14 protein-coding genes are annotated in these 13,678 nt (G+C 63.5%); 13 read left to right on the top strand and 1 reads right to left on the bottom strand.

The annotated features are described in order from the left end of the window. Positions 1 to 125 precede the first annotated feature (125 nt). From JNE37_RS05895 to JNE37_RS05880, 4 genes are read left to right on the top strand one after another with little or no spacing between them, the layout of a single operon-like run. Entirely contained in the window at positions 126 to 1,214 is a 1,089-nt protein-coding gene (locus JNE37_RS05895; RefSeq protein ID WP_203065638.1) for an ABC transporter ATP-binding protein, read from the top strand. Next, a complete protein-coding gene (locus tag JNE37_RS05890; RefSeq protein WP_182398478.1) occupies positions 1,211 to 2,110 on the top strand; it encodes an ABC transporter permease in 900 nt (299 codons plus the stop codon). Before JNE37_RS05895 ends, JNE37_RS05890 begins: the two co-directional genes overlap by 4 nt. Positions 2,111 to 2,120: 10 nt before the next feature. Continuing rightward, on the top strand, positions 2,121 to 2,951 hold the full coding sequence (locus JNE37_RS05885; protein ID WP_203065637.1) for an ABC transporter permease: 831 nt from the start codon (positions 2,121 to 2,123) through the stop codon (positions 2,949 to 2,951). A 2-nt stretch (positions 2,952 to 2,953) separates the two neighbouring features. After that, positions 2,954 to 4,084 (top strand): DmpA family aminopeptidase, encoded by a 1,131-nt coding sequence (locus JNE37_RS05880; protein ID WP_246513538.1) that lies wholly within the window; start codon positions 2,954 to 2,956, stop codon positions 4,082 to 4,084. Here JNE37_RS05880 and JNE37_RS05875 read toward each other — a convergent pair. After that, a complete protein-coding gene (locus tag JNE37_RS05875; protein WP_203065635.1) occupies positions 4,074 to 4,976 on the bottom strand; it encodes a LysR family transcriptional regulator in 903 nt (300 codons plus the stop codon). The genes JNE37_RS05880 and JNE37_RS05875 overlap by 11 nt on opposite strands. A 274-nt stretch (positions 4,977 to 5,250) precedes the next feature. On the opposite strand from JNE37_RS05875, the gene JNE37_RS05870 reads away from it, so the two are divergent. The 9 genes from JNE37_RS05870 (at position 5,251) to JNE37_RS05830 (ending at position 13,638) form a co-directional block, all read left to right on the top strand. After that, positions 5,251 to 6,459 carry an MFS transporter gene (locus tag JNE37_RS05870; protein ID WP_203065634.1) on the top strand — a complete coding sequence of 403 codons (1,209 nt, stop codon included), beginning with the start codon at positions 5,251 to 5,253 and terminating at the stop codon, positions 6,457 to 6,459. Between the two features lie 113 nt (positions 6,460 to 6,572). Next, positions 6,573 to 7,514: a Dyp-type peroxidase gene (locus tag JNE37_RS05865; RefSeq protein ID WP_203065633.1), complete on the top strand. Its 942-nt coding sequence runs from the start codon at positions 6,573 to 6,575 to the stop codon at positions 7,512 to 7,514. Between the two features lie 16 nt (positions 7,515 to 7,530). Next, complete coding sequence (locus JNE37_RS05860) at positions 7,531 to 7,740, top strand: hypervirulence associated TUDOR domain-containing protein (protein WP_203065632.1); 210 nt, start codon at positions 7,531 to 7,533, stop codon at positions 7,738 to 7,740. A gap of 11 nt (positions 7,741 to 7,751) precedes the next feature. After that, complete coding sequence (locus JNE37_RS05855) at positions 7,752 to 8,297, top strand: DUF488 domain-containing protein (protein ID WP_203065631.1); 546 nt, start codon at positions 7,752 to 7,754, stop codon at positions 8,295 to 8,297. 54 nt (positions 8,298 to 8,351) lie between these two features. Continuing rightward, positions 8,352 to 9,893, top strand: a complete 1,542-nt coding sequence (locus tag JNE37_RS05850) for a sensor histidine kinase (RefSeq protein WP_203065630.1) — start codon at positions 8,352 to 8,354, stop codon at positions 9,891 to 9,893. Further along, the gene (locus tag JNE37_RS05845; protein WP_203065629.1) at positions 9,890 to 10,498 is read left to right on the top strand and encodes a response regulator transcription factor; all 609 of its coding nucleotides are present in this window, start codon (positions 9,890 to 9,892) and stop codon (positions 10,496 to 10,498) included. The genes JNE37_RS05850 and JNE37_RS05845 overlap by 4 nt, the downstream gene beginning before the upstream one ends. 86 nt (positions 10,499 to 10,584) lie before the next feature. After that, complete coding sequence (locus JNE37_RS05840; RefSeq protein ID WP_035091346.1) at positions 10,585 to 11,070, top strand: GlcG/HbpS family heme-binding protein; 486 nt, start codon at positions 10,585 to 10,587, stop codon at positions 11,068 to 11,070. A 65-nt stretch (positions 11,071 to 11,135) separates the two neighbouring features. Beyond that, positions 11,136 to 11,804, top strand: coding sequence for an ankyrin repeat domain-containing protein (locus tag JNE37_RS05835; RefSeq protein ID WP_035036430.1), 669 nt, complete (start codon positions 11,136 to 11,138; stop codon positions 11,802 to 11,804). Positions 11,805 to 12,114: 310 nt separating this feature from the next. Continuing rightward, positions 12,115 to 13,638 carry an ABC transporter substrate-binding protein gene (locus JNE37_RS05830; RefSeq protein ID WP_203065628.1) on the top strand — a complete coding sequence of 508 codons (1,524 nt, stop codon included), beginning with the start codon at positions 12,115 to 12,117 and terminating at the stop codon, positions 13,636 to 13,638. The last annotated feature ends 40 nt before the right edge of the window (positions 13,639 to 13,678 follow it).

Below are 13,678 nucleotides of genomic sequence, written 5' to 3'. Positions count from 1 at the left end.
CCTTGCATGAAATCAGCGCCCTCATCCCTCTGGGCCGTTGACTTCCCAGCAAGAATGAAATCCAGATATCGCAATGGCACAAGAGTTATTTAGATAACATTCGGTCGAGGGGACGAAAAATCGAGATGTCGGACCAGATCGTTACACTCGAGAACGCGACGCGCAGCTTCCCGGTTTTCGAGGGTAAGCGGATCTATGCGCTGCGCGGCATAGACCTCGAGGTGCGCCGCAACGAATTCCTGACACTGCTCGGTCCTTCCGGATGCGGCAAGACTACCTTGCTCCAGGCCGTTTCCGGCTTCATCGACCTCGAGCAGGGTCGCATTCTGATCGACGGCAAGGACATCACCGATGTGCCGCCGCACCGCCGTCCGGTCAACACCGTGTTCCAGAACTACGCGCTCTTCCCGCATATGAGCGTAGGCGAAAACACCGGCTACGCCCTCGAAATTGCCGGCACGCCGGTCGCGGAGCGCCGGAAACGTGTGGCTGAGGCGCTGGAAATGGTGGGTCTCAAGGATATGGAGAACCGCCGCCCGCGCCAGCTGTCGGGCGGCCAGCAGCAGCGCGTGGCGCTCGCGCGTGCCATCATCGCGCGCCCCAAACTGCTTCTTCTCGATGAGCCGCTCTCGGCTCTCGACAAGAACCTGCGCGAGGCCATGCGGATGGAGCTCAAGACGTTGCAGAGCGAGCTCGGCATCTCTTTCGTTTTCGTCACGCACGACCAGGAAGAGGCGCTGACCATGTCCGATCGCGTGGCGGTACTCGATGCCGGGCAGATCCAGCAAATCGGCACGCCGCGAACGGTCTACGATGCGCCGGCCACCACCTTCGTCGCCACGTTCGTCGGAGCCAGCAATCTCTTCGAAGGCAGGCGCGAGGGCGAGCGTGTCGTGACGCCGGACGGCATCGCGATCCATAGCAGGTCGCCGGCGGCGAACGATGCCGCCGTGACCGCGCTGATCCGGCCGGAACAATTCTCGCTCACCCCTGCCAATGACGAACCCAGTCTCGAAATGGAGGTCGATCAGGTGGTCTTTGTCGGCTCCGCCTTCGAGCTTCTGGGGCGAACGGCCGGCGGGCGCAAGCTCACCGCGCTGATCCCGGCCAGCGCCCGGGGCCAGGTCGGCGCCATCGAGGCCAGCCGCAGGGCGAGGCTCTACTACGATCCGGCTTCGGTCCACCTCATTGCGCCCACCGAGGCGGCGCAATGAGCGCGCGCTCCCGACACCGGCTCGAACTCGGCATCCTGCTGACGCCGGCCACGCTTTTCCTCATCGCCTTCTTCGTCGTGCCGCTGGGCATCATGGTGGTGATGAGCTTCCTGATGCCGGGGCTTTATGGGGGCGCCGAGTGGGAATTTTATCCCCATAATTTCGGCCGCATCCTTGGCTTTGCCGATCCGATGTTCGAGGAGTTCGACCCGGTCTACCTCGCCATCTTCTGGCGGTCCGTGCGCATCGCTGCATTGACGGTGCTCTGTACCTTCCTCGTCTGCTATCCGGCAGCCTTCCAGGTGGCGCGCCTCCCCGACAGGTGGAAGAATTTCTGCCTTTTCCTCATTGCACTGCCCTTCTTCACGAGCCTCATCGTGCGCCTCTTCGTCTGGGTGCTGTTGCTCCGCCAGACCGGGCTTATCAACGAAGTGCTGCTTGACCTGCACCTCATCGATCGTCCGCTCGACATGATCTATACCGACGGCGCGATCATCGTCGGCATGGTCTATATCTACGTGCCATTCATGTTCCTGCCGATCTATGCCAGCGTCGAAAAGCTCGATTGGGCCCTCGTGAGGGCCTCGCAGGATCTGGGCGCGGGGCCGATCCGCACGTTCCTTCGCGTCATCTTCCCGCTTACCCTGCCTGGTGTCATCGGCGGGGCGATCATCGTCTTCATACCGGCGCTGGGAAATTTCGTGGTGCCCGAAGTGCTGGGCGGGGCCAAGGTGCTCATGCTCGGCAACCTCATCGAGCAGCAATTCCTTTCGGCCCGCAACTGGCCGTTCGGCTCGGCCCTCGCCATGCTCGTCATGGCAGCGATGCTCGTGGCGCTCCTCATCTACGTTCTCACCGAAGGCCGGCGCGGCAGCGACCCGGCACTCAGTCTCTAGGGAGGCGGTCATGCGCATAGCCCGCACCATCGGCCGCGGCACGCTCGCCCTCTACACCGCGCTCTTCTTCGGCTTCATCTACCTGCCGCTGGCCCTGATCGTCGTCTATTCGTTCAACGCCAACCCGATCAACATGATGACGTGGTCGGGCTTCACGACCGATTGGTACCTGCAGGTCCTGGGCTTCAAGACCAAGATCAGCGAAAACGCGCTCTATCTCGAATCCACCGATCAATTGCTTGCCGCACTGCGCAACAGCCTGATCATCGCGGCCTCGACGACCCTGATCGCCACGGTTCTGGGCACGGCGCTCGCCATTGCCATCTACCGCTACTATTTCTTCGGCAAGAGCTTCTATCGCGTGCTGCTCTTCGCGCCCATGCTGATGCCGGACATCGTGCTGGGCATCGCGCTTCTCATCTTTTTCGTCGGTGTCGGCGCCCATCTGGGCCTCATGACCATCATCATCGGCCAGTGCACCTTCCTCATTTCCTACGTCTTCATCGTCGTCTCGGCGCGCCTCGCCAGCATGGACCGGACGCTCGAAAACGCTTCGGCGGATCTGGGCGCCAATCAATGGGTCACCTTTCGCAAGGTGGTGCTGCCGCAATTGATGCCCGGTGTACTCGGGGGCGCGCTCCTCGCCTTCATCATTTCTATGGATGACCTGGTGATCACCTATTTCATCTCGGGCGTCGACGTCACCACCCTGCCGATCTTCATCTTCTCGATGCTGCGTCGCGGCATCAAACCGGAGATCAACGCCATCGCCGTGATGATGCTGGCCTTCTCCTTCGTCGTCGCCTCGCTCGGCCTCTATTTCCGCTCCCGCCAGAAATGACCATGCTCAAGACTCCCAAGCCGCGCGCCCGCGAACTCGGCCTTCCGTTCCCCGGTACACCCGGCCTATTCAACGCCATCACCGACGTTCCCGGCATTGCTGTGGGCTTCAGGACCCTCATCGAGGAGCAGCCGCGGCCCGGCCGCAGCATGCCGGTTCGCACCGGGGTCACGGCAATCATTCCGCACGCCGGCGAGGACGAGCCCGTGCCGGTCTATGCCGGTCTCCATCGCTTCAACGGCAATGGCGAAATGACCGGCACGCACTGGATCGAGGATGGCGGGTATTTCCTTGGCCCCGTCCTCATCACCAACACTCACGCCGTCGGCATGGCGCACCACGGCGCCGTCAAGTGGATGCTCAAGCGCTACGAAAAAACCTATACCCGCGGTGATCACCTCTGGATCATGCCGGTCGTCGCCGAGACCTATGATGGCGCCCTGAACGACATCAACGGACTGCCGATCGGCGAAGCGGATGTCCTCGCAGCCCTCGACGGCGCCAGATCCGGCCCGGTCGCAGAAGGCTCGGTTGGCGGCGGTACCGGCATGATCGCCTATGGCTTCAAGGCCGGCACCGGCACCGCGTCGCGAAAGATCAGCATAGCAGGCAAGGACTTTACGGTCGGCGTTCTCGTCCAGGCCAACCACGGCCAACGCCCCTGGCTCACCATCTGCGGCGTGCCCATGGGTCAGCATATGCAGGATGGCATCGCGCCGATCCACGAAACCGAGCGCGGCTCGATCATCGTCGCCATCGCCACCGACATTCCCCTCATGCCCCACCAACTCAAACGCCTGGCCCGCCGCGGCACCATCGGCATCGCCCGCAACGGCACAATTGGCGGCAACAATTCAGGCGATATTTTTCTGGCGTTCTCGACGGCGAACAGGAACCCGATGGCGCACAGGGCACCGGAGGTCCTGCACATGGATATGCTCAACGACGAGCATATCGACGTGGTCTATGCGGCGGCCGTTGAAGCCGTTGAAGAGGCTATCGTCAACGCCATGGTTGCGGCCGAGGGGGCAGGGGGCGGGGCTTTCGACAGATACAAGGTCGAAGCGATTGATACTGCGGCCTTGTGCGAAATCATGGCACGATATGGTCGACTAGAGCGCGCTACTCGCTGAGGAATTGCTGCAATCGCGGCACGGCGAAGTCGAGGAAGACGCGGACGCGTTGGGGCATGCGGGCGCCGCCCAGGAAGACGGCGTGGATTTGTTCCTCGTCCGATTCCACTACGTCCGCCAGCACCTCGACCAAGCGTCCGGCGGCGATGTCGGCGCGTACGTGGTAGTCGCCGACCCGAGCCAGGCCTACACCCGCAAGCGTCATGCGGCGTACGGTTTCGCCATTATTGGCGAGGAGCTGGCCTCTGACGGCGCGATCGACGATCCGGCCGCTTTCCTTGATCGGCCAGACCGGTGCAGCGCGGCGGAAATTGAAGCCCAGGCAATTATGTTTCGAGAGATCCTCGACCGTGCGGGGTATCCCATGCCGTTCGAGATAGCTCGGCGCGGCGACGATCTTGCGGCGCGCCACGCCTATCCGCCGCGCCAGCATGCCCGAGTTCGGCAAGGGGCCGACGCGGAAGGCGATGTCGGTGCGGTCGAGATAGAGGTCCACAATTTCGTCCGATAGCGAGAGGTCGATCACCACATTGGGATAGAGGCGCCAGAATTCGGGAAGGATCGGCTCGAGCGCGAGCACACCGATGGCGACCGAGACATTGACGCGCACAGTGCCGCTGGTCTGCACCGCGCCCTGCGAAAGTGCACACTCCACTTCTTCGAGGTCATTGAGGAGCGCCTGGCTGCGCTCGTAGTAAATCTGGCCCTCGGCCGTGAGGGAAAGTCGCCGCGTCGAGCGCTCGACAAGCCGAACGCCCAATCGCGTTTCGATGCGGGCGACCAGCTTGCTGACGGTCGAGGGCGTCATCCGCAGCAGGCGCGCTGCTTCCGAAAAGCTGCCAGTCTCCACGACGCGCTGGAATACCAGCATCTCGCCCGCGCGATTATCCATTTTCCCATCCAATCTTGGATTTCGTTTCACAGATAATGTGCAATTTAAGCTGATTATCAAGTCAATGGCTGCGCCCTATTTCATAGCCGGCCATTTGAATGCCGCCGCCGCCTTTCCGGCTCCGGAAGCACGCCGGAGCGCCGCATCGGGGGCGGGAGAAAGATGCAGACGATCGATGACGGTGACGCGCCTGGGGCGGCAATGCTTGTCAAACCGGATAGCCGCCGAGCCCCGTTTAGTCTGGCGCCCGAAAGGGACGCCTGAGGAAATCACCATGACACTCGCCACCGCCACGGCCGAAACGGCCGATACATCCACGCGTGCCCGCTGGGCGCTTCTTGCCCTCGCCATCGGCGCCTTCGGCATCGGCACGACCGAATTCTCGCCGATGGGCCTGCTGCCCGTCATCGCCGACGGCGTCGGCGTCAGTATCCCCACGGCGGGCCTGCTCATCAGCGCCTATGCCATCGGCGTCATGCTTGGCGCACCCGTCATGACGCTGGCGTTCAGCCGGTTCGGCAAGCGCAAGGCGCTCATCCTGCTGATGGGCATCTTCACCATCGGCAACCTGCTGTCGGCCATGGCGCCGGGCTATTTCACGCTGCTCTTCGCGCGCCTCGTGACCAGCCTCAACCATGGTGCCTTCTTCGGCCTCGGCGCCATCGTTGCGGCCAGTGTCGTGCCCAGGGACAAGCAGGCGCGCGCCGTCGCGGCCATGTTCATGGGCCTGACCATTGCCAATATCGGTGGCGTCCCTGCCGCGACCTGGATCGGCCAGTTGATCGGCTGGCGCATGGCGTTTGTCGGGACGGCTGCGATCGGTCTCGTTGCCATTGCGGCCTTGTGGATGGCCCTGCCCGAGGGCGCGTCAGGTGCCCGCCCGAACGTCAAGCGCGAACTGCGCGTTCTTGCCCGCCCCACGGTGCTTCTCGCCATGGCGACAACGGTGATGGGCGCCGGCGCCATGTTCGCCCTTTATACCTACGTCGCCCCCGCACTCGCGACTCTCATTGGCGCATCCGACGGTTTCATTACCTTCGGCCTGGCCTTGATCGGCGTCGGGTTCACAATCGGCAATTGGGTCGGTGGACGTCTCGCCGACTGGTCCCCCGATGGCGCCATCAAGATCTTCCTCGGTGCGCTTGCCGTTATCATGCTTGCGATGCCGCTCCTGCTCACCAGCCAGATCGGCGCGATCTTCGGCCTCCTTCTCTGGGGCATCACCGCCTTCGCTATCGTTCCGCCGGTGCAGATGCGCGTGATGGAGGCCGCTGCCGAGGCTCCCGGCCTGGCATCTTCCATCAATGTCGGGGCTTTCAACCTCGGCAACGCCATTGGCGCAGCCCTGGGCGCCGGCGTGCTCAGCCTCGGCCTCGGCTATGCCGCGGTGCCGATCGCCGGCGGACTGCTCGCGGCGGCGGGTTTGGGACTGGTCATGATCGGTGGTGGCCGTCGTCCTGCGGTGGCCAGCCAGGGGGCATGACCAACCGACCTCGCGCCGACGAAGCGCGAGGTCGCCTTCCTGGCGTCAGATCAAAACTTGTCATCCGGCTTGCGGTCGGGGCAAGATGCGAGCCCGCTACTCGATGGCTCACGATGGTTTCAAGCTTACCCTCTCCCATATCCCAGTCGGTCACCAGCAGGCTGACACGCGCGGCGATTTTCCTGGTGGTGACGATCAATCCAGGATCGGAGGCGGAGCGAACGGTTCGCGAACTCTGCGGCGATCTTTCGAGCCTCCTGCGCGGTGTTGGCTTCCGGAGCCTTGAAGGGCAGCTTTCCCTGGTTACGGGTTTTGGCGCTGACGCGTGGACGAGGCTTTTCGGCGCGCCGATGCCCAAGGACCTGCACCCCTTTCGGGAAATCCGCGGCGTGCACCACGCAGTTTCGACGCCTGGCGACATGCTCTTCCATATCCGCGCCGCCAGCATGGATCTCTGCTTCGAGCTGGCCACCCACATCATGGCGCGGCTGGATGGGGCCGTCATTACCGTCGATGAAGTGCATGGCTTCAAGTTCTTCGATGACCGCGACCTTATCGGCTTCGTCGACGGCACCGAGAACCCTGTCGACCAGGCGGCGGTGGATGCCACCATCATCGGCGAGGAAGATCCGGCCTTTGCCGGCGGCAGCTACGTGATCGTGCAGAAATACCTCCACGACATTGCGCAGTGGAACAAGGTGCCGGTCGAGGAGCAGGAGAACATTATCGGACGGCACAAGCTCTCCGATATCGAGCAGCGCGATGCCGACAAGAAGCCCTATGCGCACAATGTGCTGACCTCCATCGAGGAGGGCGGCCAGCAATTGCAGATCGTTCGCGACAACATGCCGTTCGGCTCGGTCGGCAAAGGCGAGTTCGGCACCTATTTCACCGGCTATGCCCGCTCGCCCGCTCGCATCGAGAAGATGCTGGAGAACATGTTCATCGGCAATCCGCCGGGAACCTATGACCATCTGCTCGACTTCAGCAAGGCAGTGACTGGGTGCCTGTTCTTCGTGCCGACCGCGGACTTCCTCGATAACGTCGACCCGTGATGGAGGTGAGCGAACGATGGCCAGGAGATTCAAGATTGGCGACCACGTGAGCTGGAATTCGGAGGCCGGGCGCGTGTCGGGCGCCATCATTGCGATCCATACACGCGATTTCGACTACAAGGGGCACACCCACCACGCTTCGGAAGATGAGCCGCAATACGAGATCAAGAGCGACAAGACCGACCACATAGCGGCCCATAAAGGCAGCGCGCTCGATCTCTCCTGAAGGGCAGATCGATGGATCTGCCGTTCTTCACCATCGGCCATTCCAACCGCAGCATCGAAACCTTCGTCGATCTATTGCGTGAAGCGGAGGTCGAGCTGCTCGTCGACATCAGGACGATACCGAAGTCGCGAACCAACCCGCAATTCAACATCGACGCCTTGCCCGAGACCTTGGCGGGTTTCCAGATCGCCTACGAACATATTGCCGCGCTTGGCGGCCTGCGCGGCAAAGCGCGCGACGTGCCGGCGGACCTCAATGGTTTCTGGACCAACGACAGCTTCCACAACTACGCCGACTACGCGCTATCCGAGCCCTTCCGCACCGGGCTCGAGCGCCTGCTGGACGAAGGAAGCCGCCGGCGCTGTGCAATCATGTGCTCGGAAGCCGTCTGGTGGCGTTGTCACCGCCGCATCGTCGCCGACTACCTGATCGCAGCAGGAAAGAGCGTTTTCCACATCATGGACAAGGGCCATATCGAGCCAGCGCATCTCACGCCCGGCGTGATTGTGCAGCCCGACGGGACAATCCTGTATCCGGTCTCAGATCACACGAATTGAGGATGTTCGGTAGAGAACGTATCGGGTGGAGACGGAAACTGCGAGAATGCGGTCATGATGCGCCAACGCCGACCTCTTCTTGAAAGCCCGCTCAAGCTGATTGTCATTGGCTGCCTGCTGTTGCTTGCGGCAGCGGCGGCGCTGGCCTTTGTCGAGCGCAATATGCTGGTTGCCGAGCTGGAGCAGGAAAGCAATATCCTGCATCGCCTGGTCTCCCAGCGTGCCGACCAGCACGATGCGCACATGACGGCGTTGTCGGCCGTGGCGACGGCGGGCGAGGGGGAGCGGCGGGATCTTTTCCTCGATGTTGCCGCGACCATTTCGCGCTTCTATCCGCGTATCGATGAAGTGCAGCTCGTGCCGCTGGACCCGCAGGGCACGGTGGTGGGCACGGAGACGCTCGATCCGGCTCTCGCCGAGATCGTTCGCGCGGCGGCAAAGGCGTCGGACGGCAGCATCGCCATCCTGCCGCATCCGGGCAAGCCGCATCACTACATCATGGTCAAGCGCAGCCCCAATTCGGAAGCGGCGCGTTATGGGTTGATGCTCGGCATCGATGCCGAAAAGCTGCTTGATGAGGCTGGCTCGTTCTGGACGCGGCCCGGTGTCGACCTCACGCTCTCTCTGCCGGACGGACGCCCGCTCTTCAATCGAGGCGAGACCGGTGAAACGCTGCGATTCTCGCGGGTATTGGGGAGTGCGTCGCAGCCGCTGCTGCTCGAAACGGGAATGCAGATCGGACTCGCCGATCTCCTTCCGCCGCTGGTCACGGGGTTGGCGCTTCTCGCTACGGCGCTCGCCTACCTCGCAATCCTCTCCGCTTTGCGCCAGCGTGCCCGTACGCGTCAGGCGGTGGAACAGGCGCGGCTCAGTGCGTTGGATTCGCGCCTCGCCCATGCTTCGCGCGTTAATGCCCTGGGCGAAATGGCCAGCGGCCTCGCCCATGAGCTGACACAGCCGCTGACCGCTATTCTGGCGCAGGTTCAGGCCGGGCGACGGCTGTTGGGTCGAGGCGATGTCGAGGCTTTGGCGCCTGTGCTCGACGATACCGTGACGCAGGCGCGTCGCGCGTCCGCGATACTGGAGCGCTTCCGCAATTGGTCCCGCCCGCAGGACGGGCTGAAAAAGTCCGCCTTCGACATGCGCGATGCCGTGCGGAACGTCGAGGCCCTGCTTGGCCCGCAGGCCGGTGCCAGTGGCATGAAGCTGGCTCTCGATCTGCCCATGCGTGCCGTTCCGGTGATCGCCGATCCGGTGGAAATGGAACAGGTGGTCTTCAATCTGGTGCGCAACGCCATCGATGCCACGGCCGGGCAGGGCAGTGCGGCACGCGTGACGATCGCACTCAGGGAGCAGGCTGACCAGGTGGTGCTGGAGATCGCCGACAATGGCCCCGGTGTTGCGAGAGAACTGCGCCCGCGCCTCTTCACGCCCTTTACAACGACACGCGCCGACGGCACCGGATTGGGTCTGGCGTTGAGCCAGCGCCTGGTGGAGCGCGCCGGTGGCGAAATCTCGCTGGTCGATACCGAAACGGGGGCGACCTTCCGCGTCGTCCTGCCCCGCAAACAGCCATTGGCGGAGGCCGCGCAATGATCCACCCCGTCTATCTCGTCGATGACGACGAGGCCGTACGCCATGCGCTTGCCTTGCTGCTGTCGACCGTGGGCATAAAGGTCATGGGCTTTGCCGACCCGCAGGCCTTTCTCGCGCAGGTGCCCAAGCTCGCGCCGGGCTGCCTGATCCTCGACATCAGGATGCCGGCCATTTCCGGCCTCAAGCTCCAGGAGCGCCTCCTCGAACAGGGCATCGACTGGCCCACGATCGTCATTTCCGGCCATGGCGATATCGAGGCCTGCCGCCGGGCTTTCCGCAACGGCGCCGTCGATTTCCTCTCCAAGCCGATCGATGAGCAGGACCTGATCGACGCCATCCAGAAGGGGCAGGAGGCGCTGGAGCGCGTGCTCAGTCGCCGGGCGGAAAAGGCCGAGACGCTGGCGCTGCTGTCGTCGCTGACGGCGCGGGAAAGCGAAGTGCTGGATCGCATCGCCGAGGGTTTCACCACGCGCCAGATCGCCGAAGGGCTTGGCCTCTCGCCCCGAACGATCGAAAGCCACCGGGCCGCGATCGGCGCCAAGCTGGGCACGACATCCCAGGCGGAAATGACCCGGCTCTGGCTCGAGGGGCGCGACACTCCGTAGAACTACGGAGACGCACGCCAAGCCTACGAATATCTGGCGGCGAGGGCGGGAGCTAGGTTCCTTTCATCACCTGAAAGGAAACCGTGATGATCCGGAACCTCGTTATCGCCGCCGCTCTGCTGACCCCGTTCGCCGCCCAGGCGCAGGAACTGCCGACCGCTCCTTATCTCCCGCTCGCTCTGGCCACCCAGGCTGCCGATGCCGCCCTCCAGGCTTGCGTTGCCGAAGGCCATAATGTCAGCGTCGCCATCGTAGCGCGCGACGGTGCGACCAAGGTCCTGCTCAAGGCCGACAATTCGGGCCCGCATACCGGCTCCAGCGCCGAAGGCAAGGCCTTCACCTCCGCAGCCATGGGCCGAGATACGGCCGGACTCGCCGAATTCATCTCGACCGCCCCGGCCAATGCCGGCCTGCGCGACATGGATGCCCGCATGGTCATCCAGGCCGGCGGCCTCCCGATCCGCATCGGCAAGGCCCTGGTCGGTGGCATCGGTGTCGGCGGCGCGCCGTCGGGCGACATCGACGCCGGCTGTGCCGTCGCAGGCCTCAAGGCCATCGGCGCGGCCGAGTAAGCCTCGCATGTGATCCCCGAACGGCCCGCCTTGCTGCGGGCCGTTCTTGTTTGACGGAGCTTTGAATGCTGCGGATGATCCTCGTTTCAGTGATGCTCGTCACATCGAGCGTCGCCTATGCCCAAACGGCCCCTTCGGCGCCCGAAATCGCGGCCTATCAAGGCCTGCTTCGTGCCGCTCAGATCGGCGATGCCGCTGAAATCGGCCGCCTCGTGGCTGCGGGCGCTGACGTCAACGTGCGCGACAGGAACGGCCGTACACCGGCTCACGTCGCGGCTTTCTTCTCAAGCGAGGCTGCCCTGCGCGCGCTTGCCGCCGCTGGCGCCGATATGAACGCGCTGGAAAATCAGGCCTACGATGTCGTGACTATTGCTGCCGTGGCCAACGATCCCAACCTCATGTCGCTAGCCATCACGCTCGGCAACGATCCTGGGCTGATCACCAGCCCCTATAACGGAACGGCATTGATCGCGGCCGCTCATCTCGGCCACGCCGAAATCGTCCGCCGCCTCATTGCCGCCGGCGCGCCTCTCGACCACGTCAACAATCTTGGCTGGACCGCTCTCATAGAAGCCGTGATCCTCGGTGACGGCGGCCCGGACCACCAGGAGGTTGTGCGTCTGCTGCTCGAAGCCGGCGCCGACCGCGAGTTGGCCGACCACGATGGCGTAACGCCCCTCGCTCATGCTCGTGCCCGAGGATTTGCGGAAATCGCGAGATTGCTGGAGCGCTAGGCTGCCTCCGATTGAAGCGCGTTTTGCATGGCGAAACGCGCGCCTTCGGCTGCATTTCGAGAAGGACTGCCTCCGCGCCAATATAGGTCTGGTCCCCACTTTCGGTACTTGACCATCAGGTTTCGGAAATCTGCATTTTTCACTGCCAACACGAACAGCGGGTGATGGAGACGCTCGCACCCCGTTTGCAACGTGTTTCGGTATGCGAGATGTCCGTTTGTTGACTCGAAACTTGCTCGCCGATGAAATGTGCAGTCGGCTGCCGAGGGAATGCTTAGGGCGGTCGGTGCTGCAAAGGGAGCAGAAATCGATGAGGGAACACAAACCGCAATCCGGTGTGCGCGGCCTTGGCCGCGTCGGCCGGCTGGCGCTGGCGAGCGCAGCGGTGCTGACGCTGGCTTTGGCGCCGCAGGCGGCGTTCGCGCAGGTGGGGACGACCAACCTGGTGATGTCCACGCCGCAGGAACCGCCGAACTGGGACTATACGGTGGGCACCGCCACGGCCATCAACGGCGTGCTGTTCCTCAACGTCATCGAGCCGCTGCTCGAGACGCAGCAGGACGGATCGCTCAAGCCGCTGCTGGCCTCCTACGAGGTGACGCCGGACGGGCTGACCTACACGTTCAAGCTGGTCAAGGCCAAGTTCCATGACGGCACGGACTTCGACGCCGACGACGTGCTCTATTCGTTCGAGCAGTACAAGAAGTCGCCGCGCCCGGAGATTTCCAAGACCTTCGACGCGGTGAGCAATATCGAGAAAGTCGACGCCTCGACGATCAAGGTGACGCTGTCGCGCCCGAGCCAGGCGTTCCTCGCCGGCATGTCGGGCCTTGCCGGCATGATGCTGCCCGAAGGCGGGCTCGATAACCTCGCCAAGGCGCCTGTGGGCACCGGTCCCTTCAGCTTCGGCGAATGGAAGCCGGGCATCGAAGTCGATGTGAAGCGCTTCGAGGACTATCACGGCGACAAGCCCTATTTCGAGAATGTCCGCATCCGCTTCATCGGCGACGAGATCGCCGCCGTGAACGCGCTGATGGCCGGCGATATCGACCTCATCAACGTGCTGGTCGGCGACGGCAAGGAACGCGCGGATGCAGTCAAGGCCGATCCGAAACTGGCGGTGCTGACCACGCCGTCCAATCAGGTCAACTATATCGCGCTCGATGCCAAGAACCCGAAATTCGCCGATATCCGCGTGCGGCAGGCCATCGCCCATGCCATCAACCGCGAAGACATCGCGATCGGCGCCTATTCGGGCTTTGCCGAGCCGGCGTGCCTGTTCGTCAACCCGGCCAACCTGCCGTGGAACAGCGATTATTGCCCTTATCCGTACGATCCGGAAAAGGCGCAGACCCTGCTGACCGAGGCTGGAGTCGGTAACCTCGACGTCGAGCTCAAATACTACAACATCTCCGACGGCCCGGCGATGTCCGAGCTCCTGACCGATGAGCTTGGCGCGGTGGGCATCAACGTCAAGGGCGCGAGCCGCGAATTGGCGGCCTATCTCGATGAAGTGCTCGGCTCGACGCCCAATTTCGAGATGACGACGCTGACCGGCCCGCAGACAGTCGACAGCTTCCTCTGCCCCGGCTGGTTCGCCAGCGCCTGCGTGCCGGAATTCGACGAAGCCTGGAACAAGGCCGACGCCGCCGTCACAGCCGACGAGGCCACGGCCCTGCGCAAGCAGGCGGTCAATGCCTTCGCCGACGCAGCCTGGGTGATCCCGACCGTGGCCTGGATGGACGTGACCTACGCCAACGCCAAGCTGGCCGGCTGGAAGCCCTATCGCTCGCAGGCCGAAGCTGACCTGCGCGGCCTGCACTGGGCCGAGTAACAACCGACATCGGGCCGCGCGCCAGACGCGCGGCCCGGCT

Source organism: Paradevosia shaoguanensis (genome assembly GCF_016801025.1).
GTDB classification, from domain to species: Bacteria; Pseudomonadota; Alphaproteobacteria; order Rhizobiales; family Devosiaceae; genus Paradevosia; species Paradevosia shaoguanensis.
The sequence above is the reverse complement of the archived record's forward strand: the minus strand, read 5'-3'. Positions and strand labels throughout refer to the sequence as shown.

Bases quoted from the DNA above. Each gene is read 5' to 3' on its own strand.
- JNE37_RS05895 (WP_203065638.1), top strand. From the start codon at position 126: ATGTCGGACCAGATCGTTACACTCGAGAACGCGACGCGCAGCTTCCCG.
- JNE37_RS05890 (WP_182398478.1), top strand. From the start codon at position 1,211: ATGAGCGCGCGCTCCCGACACCGGCTCGAACTCGGCATCCTGCTGACG.
- JNE37_RS05885 (WP_203065637.1), top strand. From the start codon at position 2,121: ATGCGCATAGCCCGCACCATCGGCCGCGGCACGCTCGCCCTCTACACC.
- JNE37_RS05880 (WP_246513538.1), top strand. From the start codon at position 2,954: ATGCTCAAGACTCCCAAGCCGCGCGCCCGCGAACTCGGCCTTCCGTTC.
- JNE37_RS05875 (WP_203065635.1), bottom strand. From the start codon at position 4,976: ATGGATAATCGCGCGGGCGAGATGCTGGTATTCCAGCGCGTCGTGGAG.
- JNE37_RS05870 (WP_203065634.1), top strand. From the start codon at position 5,251: ATGACACTCGCCACCGCCACGGCCGAAACGGCCGATACATCCACGCGT.
- JNE37_RS05865 (WP_203065633.1), top strand. From the start codon at position 6,573: ATGGTTTCAAGCTTACCCTCTCCCATATCCCAGTCGGTCACCAGCAGG.
- JNE37_RS05860 (WP_203065632.1), top strand. From the start codon at position 7,531: ATGGCCAGGAGATTCAAGATTGGCGACCACGTGAGCTGGAATTCGGAG.
- JNE37_RS05855 (WP_203065631.1), top strand. From the start codon at position 7,752: ATGGATCTGCCGTTCTTCACCATCGGCCATTCCAACCGCAGCATCGAA.
- JNE37_RS05850 (WP_203065630.1), top strand. From the start codon at position 8,352: ATGATGCGCCAACGCCGACCTCTTCTTGAAAGCCCGCTCAAGCTGATT.
- JNE37_RS05845 (WP_203065629.1), top strand. From the start codon at position 9,890: ATGATCCACCCCGTCTATCTCGTCGATGACGACGAGGCCGTACGCCAT.
- JNE37_RS05840 (WP_035091346.1), top strand. From the start codon at position 10,585: ATGATCCGGAACCTCGTTATCGCCGCCGCTCTGCTGACCCCGTTCGCC.
- JNE37_RS05835 (WP_035036430.1), top strand. From the start codon at position 11,136: ATGCTGCGGATGATCCTCGTTTCAGTGATGCTCGTCACATCGAGCGTC.
- JNE37_RS05830 (WP_203065628.1), top strand. From the start codon at position 12,115: ATGAGGGAACACAAACCGCAATCCGGTGTGCGCGGCCTTGGCCGCGTC.